Origin of the sequence: Brevibacillus massiliensis (assembly GCF_000311785.1) — a bacterium.
GTDB lineage: Bacteria > Bacillota > Bacilli > Brevibacillales > Brevibacillaceae > Brevibacillus_C > Brevibacillus_C massiliensis.
Genome location: NZ_HE978535.1, coordinates 571,922 through 588,084, shown reverse-complemented (window position 1 = coordinate 588,084; position 16,163 = coordinate 571,922). Strand labels below are relative to the sequence as shown.

Annotated in this window: 14 protein-coding genes and 2 pseudogenes; 14 read left to right on the top strand and 2 right to left on the bottom strand. The window is 51.6% G+C overall.

Annotated features, from left to right (window positions below):
- Window positions 1–75 precede the first annotated feature (75 nt).
- The 14 genes and pseudogenes from HGBM_RS02895 to HGBM_RS02830 all read left to right on the top strand — a co-directional run bounded on the left by HGBM_RS02895 (window position 76) and on the right by HGBM_RS02830 (window position 13,841).
- Entirely contained in the window at window positions 76–891 is an 816-nt protein-coding gene (locus tag HGBM_RS02895) for an AraC family transcriptional regulator (RefSeq protein WP_019119596.1), read from the top strand.
- Between the two features lie 115 nt (window positions 892–1,006).
- Window positions 1,007–2,383: an MFS transporter gene (locus HGBM_RS02890; protein WP_019119595.1), complete on the top strand. Its 1,377-nt coding sequence runs from the start codon at window positions 1,007–1,009 to the stop codon at window positions 2,381–2,383.
- Window positions 2,384–2,496: 113 nt separating this feature from the next.
- Window positions 2,497–3,648, top strand: a complete 1,152-nt coding sequence (locus HGBM_RS02885) for a Gfo/Idh/MocA family protein (RefSeq protein ID WP_019119594.1) — start codon at window positions 2,497–2,499, stop codon at window positions 3,646–3,648.
- A gap of 11 nt (window positions 3,649–3,659) precedes the next feature.
- Window positions 3,660–4,823 (top strand): dihydrodipicolinate synthase family protein, encoded by a 1,164-nt coding sequence (locus tag HGBM_RS02880; protein ID WP_019119593.1) that lies wholly within the window; start codon window positions 3,660–3,662, stop codon window positions 4,821–4,823.
- 10 nt (window positions 4,824–4,833) lie between these two features.
- On the top strand, window positions 4,834–5,655 hold the full coding sequence (locus HGBM_RS02875; RefSeq protein WP_019119592.1) for a sugar phosphate isomerase/epimerase family protein: 822 nt from the start codon (window positions 4,834–4,836) through the stop codon (window positions 5,653–5,655).
- A gap of 95 nt (window positions 5,656–5,750) precedes the next feature.
- Window positions 5,751–6,959, top strand: coding sequence for an HAL/PAL/TAL family ammonia-lyase (locus tag HGBM_RS26405; RefSeq protein ID WP_081590052.1), 1,209 nt, complete (start codon window positions 5,751–5,753; stop codon window positions 6,957–6,959).
- 170 nt (window positions 6,960–7,129) lie between these two features.
- On the top strand, window positions 7,130–7,294 hold the full coding sequence (locus tag HGBM_RS30170) for a hypothetical protein (RefSeq protein WP_019119590.1): 165 nt from the start codon (window positions 7,130–7,132) through the stop codon (window positions 7,292–7,294).
- A gap of 331 nt (window positions 7,295–7,625) precedes the next feature.
- Window positions 7,626–8,021, top strand: a complete 396-nt coding sequence (locus HGBM_RS02860) for a DsrE/DsrF/DrsH-like family protein (protein ID WP_019119589.1) — start codon at window positions 7,626–7,628, stop codon at window positions 8,019–8,021.
- A gap of 18 nt (window positions 8,022–8,039) precedes the next feature.
- Window positions 8,040–9,194, top strand: a complete 1,155-nt coding sequence (locus HGBM_RS02855; RefSeq protein WP_019119588.1) for an MBL fold metallo-hydrolase — start codon at window positions 8,040–8,042, stop codon at window positions 9,192–9,194.
- Window positions 9,195–9,229: 35 nt separating this feature from the next.
- Entirely contained in the window at window positions 9,230–9,457 is a 228-nt protein-coding gene (locus HGBM_RS02850; RefSeq protein ID WP_019119587.1) for a sulfurtransferase TusA family protein, read from the top strand.
- A 290-nt stretch (window positions 9,458–9,747) separates the two neighbouring features.
- Window positions 9,748–10,020 (top strand): annotated as a pseudogene (locus tag HGBM_RS31470) (ATP-binding cassette domain-containing protein); the annotation flags it as partial.
- Window positions 10,021–10,477: 457 nt separating this feature from the next.
- Window positions 10,478–10,678, top strand: coding sequence for a copper ion binding protein (locus tag HGBM_RS02840; protein ID WP_019119585.1), 201 nt, complete (start codon window positions 10,478–10,480; stop codon window positions 10,676–10,678).
- A 41-nt stretch (window positions 10,679–10,719) separates the two neighbouring features.
- Window positions 10,720–13,149 carry a heavy metal translocating P-type ATPase gene (locus tag HGBM_RS02835; protein WP_019119584.1) on the top strand — a complete coding sequence of 810 codons (2,430 nt, stop codon included), beginning with the start codon at window positions 10,720–10,722 and terminating at the stop codon, window positions 13,147–13,149.
- 50 nt (window positions 13,150–13,199) lie between these two features.
- Window positions 13,200–13,841: an NAD(P)/FAD-dependent oxidoreductase gene (locus HGBM_RS02830; protein WP_019119583.1), complete on the top strand. Its 642-nt coding sequence runs from the start codon at window positions 13,200–13,202 to the stop codon at window positions 13,839–13,841.
- 131 nt (window positions 13,842–13,972) lie between these two features.
- Here the strand turns inward: HGBM_RS02830 and pdxR are convergent, their stop codons facing one another.
- Window positions 13,973–15,424 carry a MocR-like pyridoxine biosynthesis transcription factor PdxR gene (gene pdxR, locus HGBM_RS02825; RefSeq protein WP_019119582.1) on the bottom strand — a complete coding sequence of 484 codons (1,452 nt, stop codon included), beginning with the start codon at window positions 15,422–15,424 and terminating at the stop codon, window positions 13,973–13,975.
- Window positions 15,425–15,801: 377 nt separating this feature from the next.
- A pseudogene (locus tag HGBM_RS30645) lies at window positions 15,802–16,163 on the bottom strand (hypothetical protein); the annotation flags it as partial.

Here is a 16,163-nt window from a genome sequence, read left to right as displayed (position 1 = left end):
ATGCCCGACCTTACTCGTAAGGCGGGTTTTTCTTGTTAGAATGAGAAAAAGTGAAATAGGATGGAGTGGTTGTGCGTGTCCTACAGTGAATTTATCTTGCCGGAAACAGGACTTTTAATCTACGAAAGCAAGCATCAAAATGGGGGACTGGTGGCGAAGCACCACCATAAAATCTACCAGATCCTTTATGCCATCGACGGCGTGGGAACGATCACCCTGGACCAAAAAGCGCATCATTTTGGCCAAAATCAAATCTCCTTCATCGTTCCATACACCAATCACGCCATTGAATCTCACACCAAACTGACGGTATTGGTCCTGTCCTTTCGGGAAGAATCTTTAACCTCGATCATCAATCCCGACTTCTTCCACCTGTTAAAAAAAGAGTCGTTCGTGCTTGGATTAAACCCGGTTGTGGCGAGTGAAATCAAGCTTCACCTAAAGAAAATGCTGTTTGAACAGCGGAATCAAGACCGGATTTCTACCTACGCGATTCTCGTCTCCTTGATGAATGTACTGATTTTGCTGGAGCGAAGCAGGACAACCGTTTCCTATACAGACGCCAACACGCTTCGCGCTGAACGCATGCGCTCCTATCTGGAGACCCATTATTTCAGCGATATCACCACCAAGGATCTGGCCGCTCTGTTTGAGATCAGTGTCCGCTATGTAAATGACATTTTCAAAGAAAGATTCAATACCACGCCCATGCAATATTTGAACAATGTCAGAATCGACCGGGCAAAGGATTTATTGGTGGAGACAGACAAGGACATCGCCACAATTTGTTTTGAGGTTGGTTTTGAAAATATCTCTACCTTCTATCGGTCGTTTAAAAATGTGATGGGGATTTCCCCGAACAAATTTCGGGAGATGCACGCTTTGTCTTGAGATGGTTACTTCTCATTTTGCGAGTCCAGTTCCTTTTTTGATAAGACGGAATTGATTGTATTTTTATAAAATTTATTTCGAATTCAGAAAATGCACCTTGAAGGGAGATGGATGAATGGAAGTTGCGAAAGAAACGAAGTTCCCGACCAAGCTGGAAGAAATATCAGCGAGAATTGAGCGCTTGCCGCTGACAAAATGGCAGGTAAAAGCGCGGATGATCGTGGGGGCCGCCACATTTTTTGACGCGTTTGACGCACTGGCGATCGCCTATACGCTCCCGGTTTTAATCAAAGAGTTCTCCCTGAACCCCGGACAGATCGGGCTGGTCATATCGATCGGTTTTCTGGGGCAGCTCATCGGTGCGGTGATTTGCGGGATCTTTGCGGAAAGAGTAGGCAGGCTGCGGATGGCCATGTGGACGGTGTTGATTTATTCCATCATGAGTTTTCTGGTCGCAGCCTCGTGGAGCTTCGGGTCTTTGCTGCTGTTCCGATTTATCCAGGGGATCGGACTGGGAGGAGAGGTTCCGATAGCGGCATCCTATATCAACGAGATAACGAAGGCCCGGAAGCGCGGAAAATTTGTTCTCTTATACGAACTGATCTTCTCCTTCGGACTGCTGGCGGTAGCGATCCTAAGCTATTTTATCGTTCCGGTTATGGGATGGAAATGGATTTTTATCATCGGCGGACTTCCTGCCTTGCTGGTCCTCTACATGAGACGGTTATTGCCTGAATCGCCGAGGTGGCTGGCGGAAGTCGGCAGAGAGAAGGAAGCCGAGGCAGCCATGACCTTCATCGAGAACCAGATTCGCATGCGGACAGGAACGGAGCTGCCAGTGCCAAACATCGTGCCGATCAAAGAACATCAGCGGGCAACGCGTCTCAAAGAACTGTTCCAAGGCATCTATCGGAAACGGACGCTGGTCGTATGGTCCATCTGGTTTACCTCTTATCTTGCTTTTTACGGGGTGAGCACCTGGGTGCCGTCTATCTTCAAGACCGTTTTCAATCTTTCCGTGGAACAGTCATTGCTTTACGGTCTGATCTTGATTTTAGCCGGAGTTGTAAGCGCGTTCATTTGTGCGTTGACGATCGACAGGGTCGGACGAAAATTGTGGCTATCCGGTTCGATGGTGTTCGGAGCCGCCTGCTTCCTGGTTCTGTGGTTATTGGGGGCAACATCTGCGGGCCAGGTGCTGCTGTGGGCTTCGCTCGGCTATGCTTGGGTGCAGATTGTCGCGATGGCGCTTTACTTGTACACACCCGAGATTTATCCGACACGAATGCGGGCACTGGGAACCAGTATCGCCACTGCCTGGCTCCGGCTGGCGTCGATCGTCGGCCCGACGTTTGTCGGCTACATTTTGACAGACTCCTCCATTCCCTACGTTTTCCTGGGCTTCGGCCTTGTCGCTTTGGTCGGGGGCATTCTGTTCGGACTGTTTGGGATTGAGACAAAGGAACAGCGGCTGGAAGAAATATCGCCGTAACACGCCAATAAGAGCTCCAATTTTCAGAACGCAATTCCGTGTTTCGGAAGACGCTCATGATGTCATTTTGTACAGTTTGATCCTATCCATTGCTTTAAGAAAGGAGAAATCATATGACAGTACACAAGCTGGGCATTATCATGAATGGCGTTTCCGGTCGGATGGGGACCAATCAGCATCTGATCCGTTCCATCGTCGCCATTCGGAATCAAGGGGGCGTTTCCCTGCCGAACGGGGATGTGATCATGCCGGACCCGATCCTGGCCGGCAGAAATGAGCAGAAGCTGCAGGGGTTGGCGGAGGCGCACAACCTTGCACGCTACAGCACCAATTTGGAGGAGTGTTTGGAAGACCCTTATAACGTCATCTATTTTGACTCGCAGACGACCGACCGCCGGGCGGAAGATATTCGCAAGGCAATCTTAGCGGGAAAACACATCTACTGCGAAAAGCCAACTGCCTCCAATCTGGAAGATTCTCTCGAACTGGCCCGATTGGCCCGTGCGGCGGGCATCAAAAATGGCGTCGTGCAGGATAAGCTGTTCCTGCCCGGACTATTGAAGTTGAAGCGGCTTGTGGATGCTGGTTTCTTTGGGCGGATCTTGTCCGTTAACATGCAGTTTGGCTATTGGGTGTTTGAGGGGGATTGGCAGCCAGGGCAGCGGCCTTCCTGGAATTATCGCGCGGAAGACGGCGGCGGCATGATTTTGGATATGTTCCCTCACTGGAGGTATGTCTTGGACAATCTGTTCGGTGAAGTTCGCGCCCTCTCGTGTCTCGGTGTCACCCACATTCCCCGGCGCGTGGACGAAAAGGGAGAATCGTATCCATGCACAGCAGAGGATGCGGCCTATGCCACGTTTGAACTGGAGGGGGGGATTATCGTGCACGTCAACTCCTCCTGGGCCGTGCGGGTAAACAGGGAAGATCTGCTGACGATACAGGTTGATGGAACAGAGGGAAGCGCCGTAGCGGGACTTCGCGATTGCAAGGTTCAGCATCGGGTGAACACGCCAAGACCGGTATGGAACCCGGACATACCAAACCCGTTCAATTACTTCGATCAGTGGCAGCAGGTGCCGGACAATCAAGTCTTCGACAATGCGTTCAAGATTCAGTGGGAGCTGTTCCTCAAGCATGTGGTTGCGGCTACTCCGTTCCCATGGGATCTGCTGGAGGGCGCCAAAGGTACGCAACTGGCTGAACTGGGGCTTGTTTCCTGGCGTGAACGCCGCTGGGTCGACGTCCCCAAGTTGGACGTGTAGGGGGGAATCAGATGTCTCGGGAAATAAGATTGCCTGGTCGGGACGGCTCACTTTTTGCCTATGTTCCGGGAAACGGACCTTCCTTTGCGCTGCCATCGGGAAGACCGCGGTGTCGAACAGCCTTTGCAGCGGCGCATGTCGTATGCGATCCTTTGGCGGACGCCGATCCCCTGCACCAGTCCCAGATTGATTGGAACGCGACCATGCAGTATCGCCATCATCTGTGGTCGCTGGGGTTTTCGGTTGCGGAGGCGATGGATACGGCCCAGCGCGGGATGGGACTTGCTTGGAAGCAGGCGAAGGAACTGATCAGCCGCTCCATGATAGAGGCCCGGTCTGTGGGAGGGCATATCGCCTGCGGGGCGGGTACGGATCATCTGACGCCGGCAGCACGGGTGACGCTGGATGAAGTGGAAGCAGCCTATGAAGAGCAGTGTTCCTTTGTAGAGGAGAAAGGCGGGCAAATCATCCTGATGGCTAGCCGGGCTTTGGCAGCTTGTGCAAGGCAGCCGGATGATTACGAACGAGTCTACGGGAAAATTCTCCGCCAGGTGTCCCGACCGGTGATCCTGCACTGGCTGGGCGACATGTTTGATCCCGCATTGAAAGGATATTGGGGATGTGAAGATGTCGATGAAGCGATGTCGGTCTGCCTGCGGATCATTCGGGAACACCGCGACAAAGTGGACGGCATCAAAATCTCTCTGCTGGACGCGGACAAAGAGATCAAAATGCGGAGACTGCTGCCGGAAAACGTCAAGATGTACACCGGGGACGACTTTCACTATCCAGCCTTGATTCGAGGCGATCAGCATGGATACAGCCACGCCCTGCTCGGAATCTTTGACGCGATCGCTCCAGCGGCTGCCGCTGCACTACATGCTCTCGATGCCGGGGATCTAAACCGTTACGATGCGATTCTGGAGAACACCGTGCCATTATCCAGACACATTTTCCAAGAGCCGACCTACGCCTACAAGACAGGCATCGTATTTCTGGCGTATTTGAACGGCCACCAGTCTCATTTTCGGATGATCGGCGGGGTGGAGGGAGCACGATCGGTGGTCCATCTTTCCCACATCTTCGTTCTCGCCGACAAGGCCGGCCTGCTGCGCGATCCCGAAATGGCAAGCGAGCGTATGCGCCTCGTCCTTGCTCTTGCGGGCATTCGATAGGAGGGAACGTATGGGAAAACTGCAAACGATCGAGCGCCTGAGCTTGAATCAGATAACGACTGAGCATTGGAGCCTGCCCGAAGCGGTGGAAGGGTGCGTCCGGGCGAAGATCCCCTGGATCAGCCTATGGCGGCATAAGATTGCCGAAACGGGGCTTGCGGAAAGCAAAAAACTCGTACGTGAGGCGGGGCTCCGTGTTTCGAGTGTCTGCCGCGGCGGAATGTTTCCCGCTGCTAGCATGTCGGAACGCCAGAAGAGGCTGGATGACAATCGCCGCGCAGTGGAGGAAGCGGCGGAATTAGGAGCAGAGGTCCTCGTCCTCGTATGCGGGCCGGCTCCGGACAAAGATATCAGCAGTGCTCGAAAATGGGTGGCAGAAGGAATCGAACAGCTCGTTCCGTATGCAAAAGCGTGCGGTGTGCGGCTGGGGATCGAGCCGCTTCACCCGATGTACGCCGCGGAACGTTCGGTGATTGTGACACTGGCCCATGCAAATGATCTGGCTGAACAATACAGCCCCTCAGATGTTGGTGTCATCGTCGATGTCTTCCACGTTTGGTGGGATCCGGATCTGGATAACCAGATTGCCCGTGCAAGCGGCCGTATTTTCGGATTCCACGTCTCGGACTGGATCGTGCCAACCCCGGATTTGCTGATGGCCAGGGGAATGATGGGGGATGGCGTAATTGAAATCCATCGCATCCGCCAGGCGGTTGAAGCTTCCGGCTACACAGGCCCGATCGAGGTGGAGATCTTTAATCGGGCGATTTGGGAGATGCCGGGTGACGATGTTCTCGCGCAGATGAAAGAGCGTTATCTGGAGCATGTATAATCATTGACGATACAGCACTTCATTTCCAAAGAAGCCAGCCAATTCCGATATGACAACGGTTGGCGGCTTCTTTGTTCAACTAGTCGGACACGACGATGATGGGGCAGGGATATTCCAGAGTCCGGCTCGAGACGTTGGAAATGTATCGGCAGTTTTTAAATCTCCGCCTTACACCCTTTGCCCCCCGTGAAGGTTCTGTGGGGTATTTATGTCCCGAAGCCCATATGGCATTGGTTTTGATTGGTGAGGGCATGGCCTGCGTGGACGGAGAGCTCCTGCCGGCAAAAGCAGCGTTAAAGCGAGTGGGCCTGGAACCGATTGTACTTTCTGCAAAAGAGGGACTGGCTCTGATCAGCGGGACGACAAGTCCGACCGCCATCGGAGCACTAGCGCTGCATGACATGCTCAAGGCAGCAGCTACCGCCGATGTTCTTGGCGCGATGACGCTGGAAGTGTTAAAGGGAACGACACGAGCCTTGGACGATCGTTTGATGCGTGTTCGCCCTCATCAGGAACAGAGAAATACTGCCGCAAACATCCGAAGAATGCTGAGTGACTCCATGATTGCCAAAACGTTCGTCGACTATCGCCTGCAAGATGCCCTATCCTTGCGCGCGATTCCCCAGCTGCATGGAGCCGCTAAAAAAACGTTACAGGATGCGTTGAAAACGATTGAGATTGAAATGAACGCATGTTGTGACAATCCGATTATATGGCTGGAAGAGGAAGACGGCGGAGCCATTTCTGGCTGTAATTGCGATTCATCTTATGTGGGAATCGAACTGGATTCGGCATGCATTGCCGCTACAGCAATCGCAAAAATGTCGGAACGGCGGAACAATCGGCTCATTAACGGCCAACTGTCCGGCTATCCTTCTTTTCTCATCCGCAAAGCGGGACTTAACTCTGGACTGATGATTCCACAATACTCCCAAGCAGGTATCGTAAATGATATGAAAATATTATCCCACCCTGCAACGGTGGATACGATTCCGACTTCCGCCGACCAGGAAGACTATGTGGCAATGGGCTACAATGCGGCAAAAAAAGCACGCGAGGTGGCTGTCAGGCTGGAATATGTCTTGGCTGTTGAATTGTTGTCCATTTACTGTGCCCATCAGTTCGTGGACAGTGATCTTTTGCCAAGTTCATCTTCTCGCGCTGTTTTAGACCGGATTGCTCGTTCAGTGCCTAAGATGGAAGAAGACACATACCTGTATCCTCATTTGCAGATGTTACGGGAAATGATCCATTCCGGTGAAATCATCGAATGCGTGGAGGGGATCATCGGGAAATTGCTATAGGATCTGCAGGAACCTTGGCTGCGTATCGTATCCGGGAGATTTTGGGACAGCAGATGGGCTGTCCTTTTCTTCTGTAAAAAGTAGGAATGCCAAGGTGGATGGATAATATTTACAAATGGTTTTGAATCCATTGCAGCTTTACATCTGTCCATGTGGAGGTTCATGTCGGGATGCTGTCTGCTGACCGAATTGAAGCAGTGATTCAACAAACCTTTGACCAAAGTCGGGTCGCGGGATTCGCCATGGCAGTCGTCAAGGGGGAGGAAGGTCTGAACGAGGAAGAAAAAGGAGATCCTTTGCATGGGAGGAGGATTGGAACCGACATTCCAGCGTAAAGGATCTTATGGACTTTCGAGGGAACGATGGAGTGCGATGGGATGGAACGCCTTCCAGCGAACCAGGTATGGTTGACAAATGGTTTCATCCGCATATAATAATACCTATAGGGGTATATGTATTAAAGATGCCAAGCCCATTTCATTAGGGGAATTGGACCGGGATGAAGACATCCATGTGTGATTTGCCGAACGGGAAAGCGCAGCGATATGGCATGCCGGCTCTCAAGGGAAAAGGGCTGTCAAAACGTCATCAATGTCCTGCCAGGGATGTCCGGTTGGACGCTCGACGGAGAAAAATCAATAACTGAACAATGGAGGTTACTGCATCATGGGAACAAAAGTCGCGATTATCGCCAGCCACGGAGGATTGTTTGACGCTTACAAGGTCTTTAACATCGCTACAGCTTCAGCTGCAACGGATGCAGAGGTGGGGATCTTCTTCACCTTCGAGGGATTGAATTTGATTCACAAGACAGCGTATCAGCAATTGCCGATGCCAACCGGGAAGGAACATTTCGCTGAAGGATTTCAAAATGCCAATGTGCCATCCATTCCCGAATTGGTAGAAATGGCCCAACAAATGGGTGTCAAAATCATTGCCTGTCAAATGACAATGGACGTGATGAACTTGAAGAAGGAAGACCTCATTGACGGAATCGAAGTTGGCGGTGCAGTGACCTTCCTTGATTTCGCCAAGGACGCCAACATCACATTATCGTTCTGAAGCAGGGAGGTTTGTGCTATGACCGTGAATACAGCCGGGGGTTTAAAGAAAATGTCTGCAAAAGAATTGGCGCAGATTGTTTTCAATCAAGCAGAATTGTTTATCCTCGACGTACGCAGTGAAACTGAATATAACGATTGGAAAATCGAGGGAGACAAGATTGAGGTCGTCAATCTCCCGTATTTTGAGCTGCTCGAGGGTGTAGACTCCGCGCTGGACAAGATTCCCGAACATAAAAAAGTGCTTGTGGTCTGCGCCAAAGAAGGTTCATCCAAATTTGTCGCGGAGCAAATGGTCGAAGCCGGAAGGTCCAATATTTATTATCTTGAAGGCGGGATGAAAGCCTGGAGTGAGCATTTGGAACCCGTCAAAATCGGTGACTTGAAAGCTGGCGGTGCGATTTATCAATTTGTTCGGATCGGCAAAGGATGCCTGTCTTACATGGTGATCTCCGACGGTGAGGCAGCCGTTGTTGACACTTTGAGGATGACGGAGGTTTACGAGAAATTCGCCCAAGATAGGAACGTCTCCATTCAGCATACCATCGATACCCACCTGCACGCTGACCACATTTCTGGCGGGAAAAAGTTAGCCGACAAGGCAGGGGCAGCCTACTGGCTCCCGCCAAAAGATGCGGCAGAGGTAACGTTCAGCTACGAAAAACTGGAAGAGGGCAAAGAGATTGCCGTCGGCAACACCAAAATCAAGATCCAGCCGATTTACTCCCCCGGTCATACAATCGGCAGCACCTCCTTGCTTGTTGACGATACGTATTTGCTGACAGGAGATATTTTGTTCATCGCATCCATCGGCCGCCCAGACTTGGCCGGCAAAGCAGCGGATTGGGCCCAGGACTTGCGCAGCACCTTATACAGGCGCTACAGAGAGCTTTCGGATGAGCTGATTGTACTTCCCGCCCATTTTGGAAAAGTGTCCGAACTGGGTGAGGGCGGCAGGGTTTCTGCCCGAATGGGGGAGTTGTACCGGACGAATCCAGGTTTACACATTCAGGATGAAGCGGAATTCCGAAGAACAGTAACGGAGAATTTGCCGCCGCAGCCAAATGCCTATCAAAAGATTCGCCAAACGAATATGGGGAAAATGACCCCAAGTGAAGAAGAGCAGCGCGAAATGGAAATCGGTCCAAACCGTTGTGCTGTTCACGACAAATAAGACAAACAAAAACGAATAGTCAGGAGAGATGAAGAATGCAAGCAGACATTGTCGTTGATGCAAAAGGATTGGCGTGCCCCATGCCCATTGTGAAAGCGAAAAAGGCATTGGACAGCCTAGAGCCAGGTCAGGTGATGAAAGTAATCGCGACAGATAAAGGTTCTGTAAACGACTTTCAAGCTTGGGTAAAGCAAACAAACCACGAAATGATGAAGCACGAAGAGGAAAATGGGGTATTTACGTTTTTTGTAAGAAAGAAGTAGGTGAGGAAATGAGCGAACACTGCAAACGTGTTCGCTTATTTCAAGTCATCATAAACAATCCGTATCTCGAGATGGCAGTATGTTTCCTCCTTGTAATGACCTTCCGGGCAAACTTTCACACATCCTAAAGCCGTATGTATGGCCTCCAGGGGATGATTGCATTTGTCACAAGTATGAGTGAATACCTTCTTAAAAAAGGCAAACATAGATTAATCACCATTTTCCGATTTAAATACTCGGGTTTATTATACCCCTACTTTCGCCATTCGTATAGAGTCTTTTCTGTTTTTTTAAGAAAAGATGTTAGGGAGCTAAGCGGAGGAGAAGCCATTCGTCTTATCTTGTGTCAGCTTTTTTTGGGAAGGTACAATGTGCTTGTGTTGGATGAACCAACGAACTTTTTAGATGTAGATTGCATGGAGGCATTGGAAAAATTTCTGGAAGCGTATCAAGGTACTGTTCTTTTGGTCTCTCATGACCGCAGGTTTATTGAACGTGTGGCCGATAGTGTATATGCAATTGAAGATCATCAGCTTGAATTAAAAAAAGGCAGCAAATCATAACCAGTTAAAAACCTCGTTGAAAGCCGGCGAGGTTACCTTGTTTTTCAAAATAAAGGGTTATGGACGTACGACCCCTTGGTCGCGATGCGGTTTGCAACAGAAGGAGCAAAGGTTTGGCTACAGTTGTTCAGGTAGAACCGCTGAATCGGGTTGTGCAGGAAATCAAAGAAAACGGCGGCGAAGGGGTTTGAATGAATAGGTGAAGGGAAGAAGTTTTTTTATTGACAGGTTTTTACGTACAAATCAGCAGAGGTCATTGACAAATATAGTATAGGGGGGTATAGTAAAAATCGAAGGGGGGAGGTGAAAGGCAGCAGAAAAACCTCTGCCTTGAAGAATTGCAGGAAGCTTGTGCGGTGCCTTCGGAAAGAAAACATCAGCACCAGGAAAAAATAAAGCCGAACGAGCGGTCCGGTTAAACCGAAATAACAATCCCAAACAAAAGGAGAAATGAGCCATGAAAAACGTAACCCTGAAAGTGGAAGGCATGTCCTGCGCCCACTGCGTAAACAGCATCGAGGGTGCCATGAAAGAGTTGGGAGCAAAAGGAAAAGTCGATTTGGCCAACGGTACGGTAACGGTGGATTACGACGAAGCAAACATCACCCTGGATGCGATTAAAGAGGCGATTGAGGAACAGGGGTACACCGTCGTTTGAGTTAGCCAAACGATAAAACCGCCTCGGAAGAAGGGACTTGTATGGAAGCCGTTAGCAATGAGATGAAACAAACGACGCTGCAGCTCACAGGGATGACCTGTGCCGCTTGTGCCATCAAAATTGAAAAAGCCTTGAACAGGATGGAAGGCGTCGAGCAAGCAAATGTGAACTTCGCCATGGAACGGGCTACCGTCGTCTACGATCCGAAAAAAGTGGATGTCGGCCAGATGGAACAGCGCATCCAGAAGCTTGGCTACGACACGGCGAAGGAATCCGTTGACCTGCAGCTGGTCGGAATGACTTGTGCCGCTTGTGCGATGAGGATTGAAAAAGGGCTGGGCAAATTGCCTGGAGTCTCAAAAGCCGCCGTCAATTTTGCAACGGAGACGGCCCACGTCGAGTACAACCCGGCCGATGTGTCTGTCTCCGACATGCAGAAAAAGGTGGAGAAGCTTGGCTACAAAGCGGTTCCCAAACAGGAAGAAGCGGAGCCGGGAGAGCACCGCAAACAGGAACTCGCCCGGCAAAAGAGCAAACTGCTGGTATCGGCCCTCCTCTCGCTGCCCTTGCTTTGGTCGATGGTAAGCCACTTTTCGTTCACATCGTGGATCTGGGTGCCCGATCTGTTCATGAATCCGTGGATGCAGCTGCTGCTGGCAACGCCGGTTCAGTTTTACGTCGGGAAACAGTTCTACGTCGGGGCATACAAGGCGCTGCGCAGCAAAAGCGCCAACATGGACGTCCTGGTGGCGCTCGGAACGTCGGCCGCCTACTTCTACAGCCTTTGTGTAACCATTCAATGGGCGATGGTATCGGGCGATGCCCACAGCGTTCCGGCGATGTATTATGAGACAAGTGCCATCTTGATTACCCTCGTCATTCTCGGCAAATTATTTGAAACGCTGGCCAAAGGCCGCACGTCTGAGGCCATCAAAACGCTGATGGGACTGCAGGCCAAAACCGCCCTCGTGGTACGCGATGGTCAGGAAGTGACGATCCCGATAGAGGAAGTGATGGTCGGGGACGTCATCTTGGTGAAGCCGGGCGAGAAGGTTCCGGTGGATGGAGAAGTCATCGAAGGGATTTCCGCTGTCGATGAGTCGATGCTGACCGGGGAGAGCATTCCGGTCGAGAAAAAAGCGGGAGACACCGTGATTGGCGCGACCATCAACAAAAATGGCAGACTGAAAGTCAAAGCGACAAAAGTGGGCAAAGAGACGGCCCTGGCGCAAATTATCAAGGTCGTGGAAGAAGCGCAAGGATCCAAGGCGCCGATTCAACGGATAGCCGATGTGATCTCCGGCATTTTCGTACCGATCGTCGTCGGTATCGCACTTGTCACCTTTCTGATCTGGTTTTTCCTGGCGACCCCGGGAGACTTCGCCGGCGCGCTGGAAAAAGCCATCGCGGTGTTGGTCATCGCGTGTCCTTGTGCGCTCGGTTTGGCGACTCCGACTTCGATCATGGCCGGTTCGGGCCGGGCCGCAGAGCTCGGTGTGCTGTTTAAAGGCGGAGAGCATTTGGAGTCGACACACAAAATCGAAGCGATCGTCCTCGACAAGACAGGTACCGTGACCAAAGGGAGACCGGAACTGACGGATGTCGTTGCGGATCGCATCGATGAAGCTTCCCTCCTGCGTCTTGTCGGCGCTGCGGAGAAGAATTCGGAACACCCGCTTGCCGAAGCAATCGTGTCCGGTATTGCAGCCAGAGGCATCGACATGCCGGGTACGGATGAGTTCGAAGCCATACCCGGATACGGCATTCGTGCGGTCGTGGAGGGCAAAGAAATGCTCGCCGGTACGCGCAAGCTGATGGCGAAATACAACGTGGAAGCAGGGCATGTGTTTGAAACCATGTCAAGGCTGGAGCAAGAGGGGAAAACAGCGATGCTGATCGCCATTGACGGCCAATACGCCGGCATGGTCGCTGTAGCCGATACGATTAAAGAAACGTCAAAAGAAGCGGTTGCCCGCTTGAAGCAGATGGGCATTCAAGTCATCATGATTACCGGGGACAACGAACGCACGGCGAACGCCATCGCCAAGCAGGTGGGCATTGATCATGTGCTCGCGGAAGTCCTGCCGGAAGGAAAGGCGGAAGAAGTGAAAAAGCTGCAGGCACAAGGCAAGAAGGTGGCCATGGTCGGCGACGGTATCAACGACGCCCCCGCCCTGGCTGTCGCAGATATCGGGATGGCGATCGGGACCGGCACAGATGTCGCGATGGAAGCAGCCGATGTGACCTTGATGCGCGGTGACCTGAACAGCATTGCCGACGCCATTTCCATGAGCCGCAAAACGATGCGCAACATCCGGCAAAACCTGTTCTGGGCGCTTGGTTACAACACACTGGGCATTCCGATCGCGGCGATCGGGCTTTTGGCTCCGTGGATTGCCGGTGCAGCGATGGCTTTAAGCTCAGTGTCAGTTGTACTCAATGCCCTGCGGCTGCAGAGGGCGAGAGTCTAAAACACAACAGGATTTTCGCAGCGGATACAAGCGGAGAGGGGACCCAGCATATGGGGACAAAGAAATTTGCGGTTACGCCCGGTTTTGAAGTGGGAGGAACCATTTTTCGCCCCGAGCAGTTGGCCTTGCTCGGTACGATCGTGGGCGAAGACGCCAAAATTGAGCTGACCACGTTTAAACAGCTGTACGTGGAAGTGCAGGAGGCACGCGAGGAAGAAATAAAGGAAAAACTGAAGGCGGCCGGGCTGGAAATTCAGCCCGCCGGTTTCTACACCAAAAACCTGATCACGTGCAATTTCTGCCGAGGAGCAGAAGAGGCCGGAATGCCTGCGGCGAAGAAGCTGGATGAAGCGATAGCTGGCCATGCGGTCCCCTCCCCGTTGAAAATCGGGTATGCCGGCTGCGCTTTGGGAACCTCCGAGCCATTGCTCAAGGACATAGCAGTTGTCAAAATGAAAGATACCTTCGATATTTACGTGGGAGGAGAAAGCAAAGGGTTGAAGGCCAAGCTTGCCCGGCTCTTCCTCTCGTCGGTCACCGAAGAGCAACTGATTCCGCTTGTCCAGAATTTGATTCGATATTTTCAGGAGAATGGGAAAAAGAAAGAGAAGTTCTCTGCATTCATTGACCGGGTAACGGTGGAAGCGCTGCGGGAAGCGGTCGCTTTGAGAATTCGCCAGATAATCGCATGAAGCTGCACGAAAAGCCGATATTCCCCTTTGGGAAGGGATATCGGCTTTTTACCAGGCAAATACAACCTCAATTTTTTTCGTGGCGGAGGGCTTGTTTCTCTTTACGGATCTCGTCCAAACCGTCAGCTTGCCTACCGTCCGCATTTCTGTATGATCTTCGACAATCGCGAAATTCCTTCTTCCAATTCGGCAGGCGATGCATTCCCGTATGAAAGGCGTATATGATGATGATCAGACCGGTCGTAAATATTCCCGGGATAAAGCAGGACCTCTTGTTGGAGGGCTTTCTCAAACAGCGCTCGCATAGAAACAGGGCGATGCAGTCGCAGCCAGATGAAAAATCCGCCAGAGGGGCAGCTCCACGAGGCCATTCCTGTCATGTGTCTTTCCAGCGCGTGTAAAGCGGCTTCCCGGCGCTTCTGCAAAGTCTCTCTTGTTTTCTGCAAATGCTGCTCGTACAGGCCGCTTTTCAGACACTCAGCGACGGTCCATTGCGAAAGGGAACTCGATCCGTAATCCAACTGCATTTTGAGGTCGGCCAGCCGGTTGACAACAGGATCCGGGCCGATCAGCCAGCCGATCCGCAATCCGGGGCCCAAAGTCTTTGACATGCTTCCAAGGTAGAGGACCAAACCGTTTTTATCCATCGCTTTCAACGGAGCAGGCGGTTTGTGGTCAAGCCATACATCCCGATAGACATCATCCTCGACGATCGGGAGCTGCTCCTGCTCGCATATCGTCAGCAGCTGCTTGCGCCGCTCTTCGGACATCAAGATACCGGTCGGGTTATGAAAGCAAGGGATTGTGTATAAGATCGTCGCTTTTTGCTCCCGCTTCTGCTGTGGAATCGCGTCCGTCACGAGGCCATCTTTATCGAGCGGGAGCCCTGCCATCTTCATTCCCGCGGATTGGAACACAGACAAAGACTGGACATAGGAAGGTTTTTCTGCCAAAACCACGGATCCCCGTTTCAAGAGACCCATCGAGATCAATTGAAGAGCTTGCAGCGCTCCGGATACGATCAGGATGGAGGATGGCGAGGCCTCGATTCCTCTTTTCTTGGCATATTCGCTTATCTGCTGTCTCAGGTAGAGCAGTCCCTTTGGATCCTCGTAATCCAGTGATTTCATCATTGTCGGCAACTTGGGCAAGATGGATTGCAGCATGTCAGTCGGAAAAAGTTCAGGGGGAGGGCCTGCTGTTCCCAGACGAATGATGGTTGGACTGTTCTCCGTTTGATTAATGTCTTGAACGGTTGGCAGACTGGGCCGGTATGCCCCAGCTCTGGTATAGGCATCCCAATCGGGCGCGGAGCGGGCTGCCATGACGGTCCACGTATTGTTTACCACTCTCGTTCCGCTTCCGCTGCTTCCCTCGATTAAGCCCTCGGCAGTCAATTCGGCAAAAGCGGTTACGACCGTGCTTCGATTTACACCGAACTCCCGGGCCAACATCCGTTCCGTGGGGATTTTGCTCCCTAACGGCCACTCTCCATGACTAATTTTTTGCCTGATGAAATTAGCGATCTGTTTATACAAAGGGACCGGATCGGCGCGGTTTGGTTTCCAGTCGGATAGGAACATGTATTTCACCTCGTCTTGCGGACCACAAAATTGACGATTCCCTCAATAGAGTTCGGTTGCCTTCTTGATGCCGACCATTTGGATGGAGACACTGGCATCCATGAGCATTATGATTTGAAGACTCCCGCCACCTTCGCCTTGCTTAGAGGTGGGAGATTCAAATGTTTCCCGTCTTATACGACAAGAATACATTTCGGATGCTTCAAACACCCATTATCCCTTGCCGATTGGATCAGCACAGGACTACCTTTTCCACCCAGGTACTTTCGCAAGATATTGAGACTCCCATTTCCATCTGCATTGATCCTGAACCCTGAGTTGGACAGAAAAAAGGCCGCGGTGAATGCGTCGCTTGGGTGCGTATGCTTTTTTCGAAATCATCTCCTCATCAAGAGCAGAACAACCGCTGGTGTACGCTTCATTCTGCTTGACAAGTTTGATCCCGAGGAGTTTGGCCTTATAGGTGATGAGAGATCCACATAACGGGCATGGGGAATCTGTCCAAACATCTTGCGGGGATTCTCTTGCTTGATGTCTTTCATGTCTCCGATGACGATGGTATGACAGTGATGTTTCAGCGCCAGATCCACGATCTTTCGGCTCGCTTGATGCTGGAAGTTCTGGACATAACGATTCCGTTTTCCCTGCAAAGAACGAATACGGTGTGTACGAACATAATCTTCGCTCTTGCCGGTTTGCTTCATGGCGATGGAAGTAAGCCGCGCGATCTCTTTGTTAT